This window comes from Enterococcus sp. LJL98, assembly GCF_054871745.1.
In genome coordinates this window covers 1-11,803 of sequence record NZ_JBTXLU010000015.1, presented here as the reverse complement: position 1 = coordinate 11,803, position 11,803 = coordinate 1, and the positions used below count along the sequence as shown (strand labels likewise).

General features: G+C 39.9%; 9 protein-coding genes and 1 pseudogene. 1 reads left to right on the top strand and 9 read right to left on the bottom strand.

Going from position 1 to position 11,803, the window contains the following annotated elements; all coding sequences use genetic code 11:
• Positions 1–3 precede the first annotated feature (3 nt).
• Positions 4–867 (bottom strand): methyltransferase domain-containing protein, encoded by an 864-nt coding sequence (locus tag ACYSNO_RS11340; protein ID WP_461731191.1) that lies wholly within the window; start codon positions 865–867, stop codon positions 4–6.
• 91 nt (positions 868–958) lie between these two features.
• Here ACYSNO_RS11340 and ACYSNO_RS11335 point away from each other — a divergent pair, with 91 nt between their 5' ends.
• Positions 959–1,594, top strand: coding sequence for a copper homeostasis protein CutC (locus ACYSNO_RS11335; protein WP_461731190.1), 636 nt, complete (start codon positions 959–961; stop codon positions 1,592–1,594).
• 609 nt (positions 1,595–2,203) lie between these two features.
• On the opposite strand, the gene ACYSNO_RS11330 is transcribed toward ACYSNO_RS11335, so the two are convergent.
• The 8 genes and pseudogenes from ACYSNO_RS11330 to ACYSNO_RS11295 all read right to left on the bottom strand — a co-directional run.
• Positions 2,204–3,562: a family 20 glycosylhydrolase gene (locus tag ACYSNO_RS11330; RefSeq protein WP_461731189.1), complete on the bottom strand. Its 1,359-nt coding sequence runs from the start codon at positions 3,560–3,562 to the stop codon at positions 2,204–2,206.
• Positions 3,562–4,953 carry a glycoside hydrolase family 1 protein gene (locus ACYSNO_RS11325; protein WP_461731188.1) on the bottom strand — a complete coding sequence of 464 codons (1,392 nt, stop codon included), beginning with the start codon at positions 4,951–4,953 and terminating at the stop codon, positions 3,562–3,564. Before ACYSNO_RS11325 ends, ACYSNO_RS11330 begins: the two co-directional genes overlap by 1 nt.
• A gap of 102 nt (positions 4,954–5,055) precedes the next feature.
• Positions 5,056–5,691, bottom strand: a complete 636-nt coding sequence (locus tag ACYSNO_RS11320) for a YitT family protein (protein ID WP_461731187.1) — start codon at positions 5,689–5,691, stop codon at positions 5,056–5,058.
• Positions 5,692–5,776: 85 nt separating this feature from the next.
• A complete protein-coding gene (locus tag ACYSNO_RS11315) occupies positions 5,777–6,721 on the bottom strand; it encodes a DUF7916 family protein (protein WP_461731186.1) in 945 nt (314 codons plus the stop codon).
• Positions 6,722–6,739: 18 nt separating this feature from the next.
• Entirely contained in the window at positions 6,740–9,019 is a 2,280-nt protein-coding gene (locus ACYSNO_RS11310; RefSeq protein WP_461731185.1) for a helix-turn-helix domain-containing protein, read from the bottom strand.
• Positions 9,016–9,642: a YesL family protein gene (locus tag ACYSNO_RS11305; RefSeq protein WP_461731184.1), complete on the bottom strand. Its 627-nt coding sequence runs from the start codon at positions 9,640–9,642 to the stop codon at positions 9,016–9,018. The genes ACYSNO_RS11310 and ACYSNO_RS11305 overlap by 4 nt, the downstream gene beginning before the upstream one ends.
• 295 nt (positions 9,643–9,937) lie before the next feature.
• On the bottom strand, positions 9,938–11,581 hold the full coding sequence (locus ACYSNO_RS11300; RefSeq protein ID WP_461731183.1) for an extracellular solute-binding protein: 1,644 nt from the start codon (positions 11,579–11,581) through the stop codon (positions 9,938–9,940).
• 82 nt (positions 11,582–11,663) lie between these two features.
• Positions 11,664–11,803: pseudogene (locus tag ACYSNO_RS11295) on the bottom strand (carbohydrate ABC transporter permease); the annotation flags it as partial.

The window sequence follows — 11,803 nt, the reverse complement described above, 5'->3', positions numbered from 1 at the left end:
TTTTCACATAATGTTCATAATTTCGCGTGAATTCCGACCAATTAGTACTTCTAAGTCAATTGTAATCTTTTTTAGCGGATTCTTTTGTAATTCTTTTTTTATTTCTGGCGCAACTCCCCACTCTAAGGGTGACATTTCTAACAAGGAAAGTTGTGAATTTTCAGGGACCTCAAAGACATACGTCAACAAATGACGCTCACTTTCGTGAAAAGTTTCTTGAAACTTATCCACTACTGCCTGATTCGAATAGTTTTGTTTGGCTTGATCTTCAGGGTAAAAAGCCGCCCGTAATTCTTTCAAATACCCACTTCCAGGAACCACTTTAATTAACTGTCCTCCTGGAGTTAAGACACGTGTAAATTCTTGATAGTTCGATGGTGAAAAAAGATTAAGAATGGTCTCAAAACTTTGACTTTGAAAAGGCAAATTCGTTAAGTCGGCCACACACCAAAACAACTCCTCGCCATAGTCTGAAGCTAAATAGACCCCTTCTTTCGATAAATCAAAGCCAATACTTGGCAACAATGGCGTCTGGGTCTTTAATTGATGTAAAAAACTCCCCTCGCCACAACCAACATCTAAGACCCTTTGTTTCGCACAATAAGGTGCAATGAAATCAAGGAGCGGCTGATACATGCCCGCCAAGATTAACTGCCGACGATGTTGAAACATGGCTTGATTATATTCTGTTTTCACTTGATGATTTAAAAAATATGGCGTCCCTTTTTTCGATAAATCAAAACGATGCCCTTGCTCACAAAGCAACGTTTTTTCTTTGGCCAACATTTCTTGATGGCAAATCGGGCAACGGAAGCGTTGTGCTTCCTCTTGAATAAATAATGCCCCTCGATCAATTTTTTTTAACATTTGATTTCCCCTACGCTTTCTTCCTTACTTTAGCACACTTTTATGCTAAAATGGAACTATCTGTGAGAGAAATTTAAAGGAGAATGAATACATGCTAAAAGAATTTTGTGCTGAAAACTTTACCGATATTCCAAAAGCGATTGCCCAAGGAGCAAAACGAATCGAACTATGTGACAACTTAACAATGGGCGGAACAACCCCCAGTGCAGGTGTCATCGAAAGTGCCGTTGCTTACGCTCATGAACACGGCGTACAAATTATGACGATTATTCGTCCTCGTGGTGGTGATTTCGTCTACAACGACCATGAGCTAAAAATTATGGAAACGGATTTAATTGAAGCGAAAAAATTAGGGACAGATGGTGTCGTGCTAGGCTGCTTAACTGCAGAAGGTGATTTGGATGAAGAGGCTTTAGAAGTCTTAATTGACCGTGCAGTTGGCCTCCCCATTACTTTCCATATGGCTTTTGATGCGATGCCTGTCGACAAACAATTTGCAGCGATTGATTGGTTAGTGGCGCATGGCGTCGATCGTATTTTAACTCACGGCGGTGTCGCTGGAACGCCAATCAGCGAGAACTACTCACACCTACAAGAACTGATTGCCTATGCCAATGGACGTATCATCATCTTGCCTGGTGGCGGTGTCAATTTTGAAAATGCTGCAGAAGTAGCTGAAGTTTTAGGTGTTTCAGAAGTGCATGGGACGAAGATTGTTGAATTATAAGCATTAGAAAAAAATCACTGAGATTGTAAAATCTTGGTGATTTTTTTCTTTGTTTGAGTGAAAAAAGAGCGAGTAATCAATGGTATTGATTGTTTCACTCTTAACGAGAAATACAAAGAAGAACTCGATGAAGATCAAAAACCTTTCTTACATCACTATTTATTAGAAGTAGTCAGAACTTCATTACGCGAGCTAGGTACTGTATCTGATTTCACAAAACATGCACACTTCATTTAAGAGATCGAATTTCTATCATTCAGGGTTTGATTTTTTCTACCTCTTAAATGATTTGACAATCGATAAATGTTGTTCAAGCAACATTAGCGAATCGGAGAAAAAGGCCTTGTGCTCGCTACGTCAAAAGACGAAATGTGAATGACTCGAGGTTAGTGCCTTGCACTTATCCTCGAGTTTGAAGCTTTCGAGCTGAGAGACTACGGGCTCGAAGTGGTCTCGCAGCTTACATCCACAAGGAAATTTTTCGTAGAAGAGCGGCAGGTTTCCCCTCTTTTTTCAAGCAAAAAAAACGATAGAGAAATCATTTCTCTACCGTTTCCGACGATTTTTTACTCATTCGGGTCCATCCACACGATTTGACGAACAACCCTCTTATTTAAATAATTTCTCTAAGAAACCATCAATGTCTGTTTTTGTCGCAAAGACTTCGCCTGATTGCTTTTGCATCACAGCAAATAAAATCGGTGAGGCATTCGTTAACACTTCTTCTTCTGTTTGCGCTTCTGGACGGTCACTCCAAATCGCAACAGCCACACCCGGTAATTGAACTGGATCTAACGCGACGACTTGGTCTTGCGGCCACATCTCTGGCGTCCACTTATCCGTAATCTTCTCGTATTCTGGATACGTATACCCTGCATGTTCCCCTAACACATAGTAGAAGTAATTATCGTTAAAGTTGGTAATGGTATACCCTTTTTCAACAAAAGTGTCCACAGGTGCCATGTTTTGGTTCCATTTCGTCCAGTAACTGATTTCTACTTCCTTTGAAAGTTTCACAATCTCAGCACGATTCAAACGGAAGAACCCGTCATTCCAAACTTGCGGGATGAAACCAAGGCCGTTGATTTCTTCAATCACACGATTCACGTAGCCAACGAAAGCATCAATACCTTCTGCTGCTTCGCCATACATTTCTTTCGCGTAGCCACGAATTTCTGGATAAGCTTCCATTTCATCAAAGTCAACAAACTCATCGGCTCCAATATGGAAATAACGGCTACTTGAAAAGAGTTCTGCAAATTCACGATAGATGGATAAGATAAAGTCAACGGCTTCTGGGTTTGAAATATCCAAAGCAGTTGGATTTTTTTCCCAGTCTCCCTCTGCATTTTTCTTAACCAATTGCCATTCTGGACGGTCTTTCAAAATTTGTTTCAAATGCCCAGGGCTATCAAAGTCCGGAATAATTTCAATCCCTGCAAATTGCGCATATTGAATAATTTCCCTTATCTCAGCTTTAGTTAAATGCTCTTCTGATACAATTTCAGGTGCCGTTTCACATTCGATTCGGAACCCTTCATTTTCAGAAAAATGCAATTGTAAGAAGTTAAATTGCGCAAAACTTAAGGCGTCAATCAACTTCATAATCATTTCTTTCGAAAAGAATTTCCGACCCATATCCAACATCAGTACTCGACGATCTTGTGCGTAATCAACCTTTGTTTCACCAGCAGTCAATTGTCCTAAAGTTTCTCGTAAAATCGCATAAGCCCCTGTACGAAGAACGCTCTTCGTACAAGTACCTGTAATCACAATTTTACCAGACTTTTCAATTTTATTGGTTGAAGCTTTTCGATCCAAATTTAAAGAAATCGCACCATCTGTTGCAGTCTGAGAAATTGCTCCAGCAACCCCACCAGTTTTTTCAATCAATTGGTTTAAACGTCTTGCAACCACTAAAAGGCTCGGATGGTTTATAGAAAGTGTCCAATCATTTTTAAAAGTCATTATTTTTCTCCTATTGTAAATCCATTGTTATTGATAACATCTTTCATCCAGTAGCTACTTGCCTTATCTGAACGACGGTAATTATCATCGCGATTAATCCGGTAGTAACCGTAACGGTTTTTGTAGGCATTTAACCATGACCAACAATCAGAGAATGTCCACATGTGGTAACCAAAACAGTTGCTTCCTTCATCGATTGCTTTTGCTAGGAACTCTAGGTGTTCTTCTAGGAATTCAATTCGGTAATCATCTTGGATAATTCCGTTTTCATCCATGAATTTCTCTTCGCCTTCCACACCCATACCATTTTCAGAAATGAACCAAGGCATATTGCCGTAGTCATTTTTCATGCGCATCGCAATCGTATAAATCCCTTCTGGGAAGATTTCCCATCCACGGTGAGGGTTAATCCGTTTTTCAGGCCAGTTGTAGCCACGTGCCCATGCCCCTGGTGACTGCGCTGGGAAGACTGGATTTTCTGGTGCTTGCACACGTAATGGTTGATAGTAGTTAACACCGACAAAGTCAACGGTATTGGCTTCAAAGATTTGACGGTCACCTTCTAAAGTCGTTGGTAACAAATCGCTTTCACGGAACATCTCGATTAATTCTTCTGGGAAGTAACCATTTACAACCGTATCAACAAAGCTACGGATATAAATTAAATCTGCTTTATGACGTGCTTCTTGGTCAGCAGGCTCGTCACTTTTCGCGTAGACCGGAGATAAGTTTAAAATAATTCCGATTTTCCCATCGTTGTTTGGTCCTTTTTTGTATTCTTCGACTGCTTTCGCATGCGCTAACATTGTATGGTAACCGACTTGAATGGCACGTTTGAAGTCACGTACTTTCGGCCAGTGCGCATCCCCCATGTAACCACATTCGATATGAACTAAAGGTTCGTTGAACGTTGCCCATGATTTAATTAAATCACCGAATTGTTCAAAAGCAGTTTTAGCATAAAAGGCAAAATGGTCAACGGATTCTCTTGCTTCCCAACCACCTTTTTCCATTAACCACCAAGGCATATCAAAGTGAAATAAGTTAATCATTGGCTCTACGCCATTATCAATCATTTCTTGGAAGTAGTTACGGTAAAATTCAACTGCTTTTAAGTTCAACGTTTTACCGTCTGGTAATAAACGTGTCCAAGCAATTGACGTACGGTAGGAATTCATATCCATTTTCTTCATTAATGCTACGTCATCTTTATATTGGTAATAGACATTTGATGTATCATTTGGTCCGACTTGATCGAAGAATAATTCTGGTTCCATTTCAAACCATTTGTCCCATGTCGACGGGCTCTTGCCATCGGCTAATGCTGCTCCTTCAGTTTGCGGTGCAGAAGTTGCTGCGCCCCATAAAAAATCTTTTGGAAATTTAATCATCTTTTCTTCAGTCCTCCTCATAGTATTAACTCTACTTTACTAAGTAAACGAATACAAAACAATATGTGTTTCTCTTATTCGCGCTTTCGCAAGGAATACACATCAGTCATTTTTGATCATTTTCGCAGCTTTAAACGACCAGGCTTCCCCCAGTGCTAAAAACTTCTCTAAGAACCAAGCATACACGACACTAAAAATTAAACCAATTGCAACCGCCTGCCAGCCGTACGTCACAAAGCCTAAAATCAAAACAAGGACATTTAAATGTCGAATCATCTTGGCTAAATTTCGTTTGGGATTTTTTTTGTACAAAACAAGCGCAATCACATCGACGCCGACCGTTGAAGAACCTTCGGATAGGCAACAGTAATAACCAAAAGCAATGACAAAACAAGCCAACAAGAAATCAATCGGTAAGGCAATGCTTAGCGAAAAAGGGAGCGAATAAAACAGCGTGAAAAAAAACATATAAGATAGGCTGCTCACAATTGATTTCATAAAACTCGCTTTTCCAAGGAAGATGCCACAAATGATTAACAAAAGAACCGTTAGGCTATTCGTTAATACAGGCAAAGGCAATTGCGTGACTTTTTGTAAAACCAGAGACAAACTGGTGACGCCCCCGTTAATAATATTATGAGGAACCATCCATTTGGCATAAGCCAAAGCTAACAAAACATTTCCAAACATAATTTTAATAAGCGATCGGCTGATTTCTAGCACATTTTCTTTTTTCATCCAAACCCCATCCAATAAAATAGAGGATAACAAAGGGGGTACCTTTGATCCTCTAACTATTTTTTCTTTTTAAATGTTCAAGTTTTTAACGGTTAATCGAGCGTGACATAATTTGAATCGTGTGTTTCATTCCGCGAATCGCCACGGATAAATGATAAATATTTTCGCAAGGTGCCACGCCACTATAGCCAGCATCCCCGATGTGCTGCAAGTCGACACCACACATTTTATTCCATAGAGCAATCTGACGAATCGTTTCTGGTGACGCGCTTTCTTGACTCGTACCAATCGCTGACATGGTTAACATCCCTAAGCGCTTGGCTAATTTTACCGCTTCTTTTAATTCTGCTTGATCAAAACCTGGAACGGTCCCCACAGCTGGCAGCAATAAAATATCTGCCCCAGCCTGAGCAAAGGCATGAATTGCTTCTGAAGTCATGATTGGTTCGTCCACGCCTGAACTATGCATTTTCCCAGCAATAATTAAGCCGTTGAAGTTTTCTTTACCGACCTTAATGGCTGAGGCAATTTGTTCATTTGTCACTCCAGTACCTGGGTTACCTGTTAAACAAATATAATCAACACCTAATTTTTCTGCAGCTTGAAAGGTTGCGGCGGTACTTTTCCGCCCGTTGCCAATTTCAACTTTTTGACCCATGGTTGCTTGCTCTTCAGCAACTGGCTCTAAGTTGACCCCAATCAACCGACCGGTTAAATGTTTCAGTTCCTCAATTGGATTTCGTGTGTTTTTTTCTGGGTGCGCCCAGTAATCAAAGGCTTCCGATAGACCAATTCCTGGCAAGCCAATCACGACTGGATTGAAGCAGTCAAATAAATTCAGTAAAAGCATGTCTGCCCCAAAAGCGGCGGCTAGTTCCGCATTCGTTGTACTATCCGAAGCGGTTGCCGAACAACAAACGTTCTCGCTAACAATGACGCGCCCTTCACTTGCTTTGATCGACTCAAACAGTTCCTCTCGATTCATTTGACGAATTTGTGATGCTGTCGCACTAATTAATCTGTTAACCACAATCAAATCTCCTTTTTTTTAACGATTTTTTTCGCGATATTGTCCAGGAGTCATCCCGACAATCGACTTAAATTTTCGAGTGTAATTTGATACATCGTAATAACCAGCTGCTGTAATAATATCTTTAATCGGCGCACCCGTTTCAATTAGATCCCGTTTAATTTTTTCTAAACGACGGTCTTGAATATATTTAGAGAACGTGACGCCACTTTCTTTTTTGATAAAGCGACTTAAATAAGAAACGGAGACTTCAAAGGCCTCGGCCACTTTTTCTAATGAAAAATCTTGTGAGGCATAATGGGCGTCTAAGTAAGCAAAAATGTCTTTTTGCAACTGCGATTCTTGGTTTTTTGGATTTTGTTCCACAACCAAACAAATGCGTTGACTCATCTTAAGCAGCTCTTTTTGTAGTTCAAAAATATTGGTGAATTCTGCTGTTTTCTCAGCTTCTTGGAAGAAATTTTGACCGACAATTTCAACCCCTATTGTGACAACGCTATTTAATAAATAGTAGCTATAAAGCTTCATGCCCGCAATCGTGGGCTGTTCTTGGATGCCTTTTTGTACCAGCTCATTAATCGTTTCTTCTGCAATCGCGTAGTTCCCTTGTTGCAAACTTTGACGAAGCTTCAATTGCTCTTCTGTTGGGTAAGAAAAATCTTCATTTTTCTTCGTGTATTTAATATCGTTGAAGAATAAAATCTGATTGGGTAAACCAGAGATTGTATGATACTCCAACGCAGCTAACCCTTCAATATAGGAATGGTTAACGGCCGATAACTCTTGTACAACGGCCCCGACACCGACGGCCGGTGCGACCACATTTTCTAGAACGATCTTCGCCAGAATCTCTTTCACAATTTGATGTGGATCGCTGTTTTTTTCCATGCTGACCAGTAAAGCAATTGCTTGGCTAGAAAGTAATTCGGAACCGTAGGCATGGTAATCTTCACCTGAAAGGTCATCTAAAAAACTCATTAGGAATTCTTGGTTTTGAATACTCGTTGCTGTCGTCACCATTTTCGTATCGACCAACATCACAAAGTAGCCTGCTTGAAAGAGTTGAACATCCACCGCTTTTAGTAACAATTGGATTTCTTCTTCATCTCTAAAACGGCCAACCAGTAATTTCCGTAAGACTTGTTCTCGCGCATGTGGCGTTTGGCGACGAATCTCTTGATGGAGCTCTTTGTTTTGTTTTAAGAAAGTCACCACTTGATAGCCAATTTTATCTAAGCTATCAAGTTCCTCATCCGCAGCCACGTCACCGACTTGTTGTTCCATTAATTTTTCAAGTTCATGGATGGGTTTGTACTGACGACGACTAATAAAGAACACGACACTCACACCGGCTCCAAGTAAAAAGAGCACCAGTAAGAGGGAACGCATCTGAGTCGCTTTCACGTCTTTTAAAGCTAAACTGGCATCCGTCATCGCTAAATAAGTAATGCCAAAATCCTCATCTTGAACGGCCGTCACTCGAAAAACGCCATCCTCTGTTTTTTTAGTTGTTTCTTTGAGTAAGGCGTTCACCGCAGCAGGTCGACGCATGAATTCAGGTATCGTTGTCGGAGAAGAGGCTGCTAACAAGCGGTTCTCACGGTCAAACATAAAGACTTTCCCAGTTTCTTCATTCACGGCTTTTTCTAAGGCACGTTGAATGTCTGTCATCTTCATGGTATACATGACCGAACCATAAGGACTCCCTTCTGGCGTGGTCAGTGGCACAAAGTAAGACATCAATCCGAGTCCATCCTTATATGCCACTTCCGGAACCGTCAGAATCAAAGGAACCGTTGTCTTTAAAGATTCTCTTAATTCTTTTTCATTAAAGACAAAGTTATCATAACGGCGACCGATAAATGTCGACAAATCTAACTGTCCACTCGATGAAAAAATTTTGTCTGGTAAATCATAAAAATACATGTATAACTCTTCAATAAGCGAACTATACAGTTTGTAACGCTGTAATTCTTTTAACATTTCACTTGCATAGTATGGATGCGTTGCCATCTTTTCGGTTAGTGCAGAATTATAGGTCATTTGTTTGGTAATCAAGTCTAATTGACTCAAGTTACCAGACATGATCGACTGGACTTGGATTAACTGATTTTTTGCCGATAAGTCAATTTGGTCGTTAATACTCGTCGTCGATGTGCGATACCAAATAAACGAAACAATCGAAAACGGTAACAAGAAAACGAGTAGGTAAGAATAGACATAGCGGTGAAAGGTACGTCGCTTGAAATCAAACCGTAGCTTTGGGATGGAACGAATCGAAAAGGTTGGCTTTTTCATAAAGACTCAACCTTCGCTTCTGTTTTCTTCATCCCTTGTAAGGCAAACCAGATGACCGGTGTGACAATTAAGGGAATCCCTGCAATCACGAGTAAGATCGGTAAGCCGACATAAATCCACATCACGACAAAGGTACCCACAAGCATAGCGATTGATTCCGTTAAATTGGTGAAAAAGAGTGCGACTGCTTGACGCAAGTACTGTTTATACGTCAGTTCATAACGGCATAAGACTGGAAATACGAACAGGCAGGCCCCTAAAAAGAGCACTAAGACAATAATTAAACCGTAGTGAATGAGTGCTGAACGAATAAACGTTTTATTCACTTGTAAATCGAAGTATAAAAAACCTCCGATGGCGGACATCGTGTAACCTAAGTAATTACTCATTTTAAAGTATTTTTGATAAAACCGCCCAAATTCTTCACGAATCTTTACCATTTCTTTTCCACGAATGAAAAAGAGATAAATGACTTGGAAGACTGACGCGAGCGCCGGAAAAATGCCCAGGATGATTGCTCCTCTTAAGGTGTATAAGACGAATAAAAGTTGTAAAAACAACCCATCAATGATTGTCTGCCCGAGAACATAACTTCCTTTGATAATTCCTTTCATTTCTCTCATAAATTGGTTGCCCCCTAAAAGCTGATAAAAAACCTATAGTCATAGCTTAACATAAAACGTTAAAAATTTTTAGTTTAAAACAATGAAAATACACTAAGAATCCACATTTTTCTGTTAATTTTAATGATTTTTCCTTCTTTTTTTCGTCAGGAGAAAAGACAGCAACCCCTTTCAGGTTCTTTGTCCTGCTTTTCTTCCAAAAAGGCCATGACCTTAAGCCAGCGGAACAAGGATTTTTTGCTAAAAAAAACGAAGACGCGAGAGCTTTTCTCTGTCTTCGTTTTTTGATTATACATTATTCTGCACTTGCCCAACGATCATAAGCTGTTTGGTAAGTCGCAATGTATTGCTCTAGACCCATACCTTCGATTGTTTTCACATAGTTGTCCCAACCTTTATCGATTGACTCTAAACCAGTGATAAACTTCGCTTCCATTTGTTCCACATAAGTACTTAAGTCCGTTGCAGAGTCACGTACTTTTTCAGACTCTTCCGTTGTTAAGTATAATAATGGGAATGTTACTTTTGCAAATGGCGTAATTTTTTCTTCTGTTTCAGCAGTAATGAAGTCTTGGAATGTTGTATCGTTGACTGCATCTGGCTCTGGTAAAACAGAAGCTGCTGGATCATCGGTATCTGTTGGGAATTCTACTTTTGGTACCATGATTCCGTAGTCAGGTGTGACTTTTGAACGAGCATCTTCTGACTCAGCTGGATCAACGCCTTTGGCAAAGACACGTACTTGCTCACCTTTTGCATTTTCAGCATATTCCCAGAATCCGCCTTCTGGTCCTTTGTTCAAGTAGTCTGAACCTTCTTCGCTGTAGAAGTAGTCAACCCAACGTAAAGTTGCTTCTGGTGAAGGGTTATTACTTGTAATTGCAAATGTTGAACGACCCATTCGTGGGCTACCTGGGGTGATACGCTCAGGATTGATGTCTGATGTTAATGGGTAGAACATCGGATCCATGATTGCTTCATTTTCTTGACGACCCGTTGTAAAGAATGAGAACCAATCTGGGAATAAACCGATTTGGTTATTTTGTCCTTTGGCTTTCTTTTGTTCATCCGCTTGCGAATAAACTTCTGGGTCTAATAATTTTTCAGAATATAATTTATTCATGAATTTTAAATACTCTTTATAGTTTTCTGTTACTGGTGTAAAGACAACTTCCCCGTCAATTTCTTCGATGGTACGGTCTGTAATCCCAAATGCCGCCATTAACCATGGACGAGTCGAATCCATTTTAACGTCAGTCAATGGAATTTCATCTTTTTTGCCGTTCCCATTTGGATCTTCATCACGGAAACGAACAAGCAATTCATAAAATTCATCGGTTGTTTTTGGTAATTCTGTTACGCCTAATGCGTCTAACCACTCACCATTGTACCAAATTGGACCACGTGGCCAGATTGCAGTATTTCCACGGTGCACCATTGGTAAAGAATAAATATGACCGTCTGGTGTCGTAATTGATTTACGGATTTCTGGATTTTCTTCTAAAATTTTGCTAAAGTTTGGCATATTTTCAGCAATCAAGTCTTCAATTGGAACTAAGATGCCTTGACTACCATAATCCATTTCCATGGCAGGTGTTAACGTATTTGTATCTGTTCCGAATAATACGTCTGGTAAATCACCGGATGCGAACGCTAAGTTTAGTTTTGTTCCAAAGTCAGCCATTGGTGGCGTCGTGAATGAAAATTCAATATTTGATTTTTCTTCCATTCCTTTGAAAAAATCCATATCTGCCCACTCAGCGGAACCCGTACCTGGTCCCATCATTGTCATTTTTAATTTTTCTTTGACAACTGGGAATTCACCTGCGGTACCTAATTCAACGTTTGCCGCTTCTTTGTCTTTTCCTCCGCCGTTACCACATGCTGCAAGTAAAACACCACAAGCAAGTAGACCGACAAGTACTTTTGTTTTCTTCATTTCCTAATATCTCCCCTTGTAACATTTTTATTAAACAGTGTTTTTACACTTTTAATCAAATTTAGCGGTATCGAATAAAAGACTAACCTTTTACCGAACCAACCATCATTCCTTTTACAAAGTATTTTTGTAGGAATGGATAAACCACAATGACTGGTAAAGTAGATACAATCATGACACCGTATTTAATAACGGCTGCCAATTGTTGTTTGGAATACATTA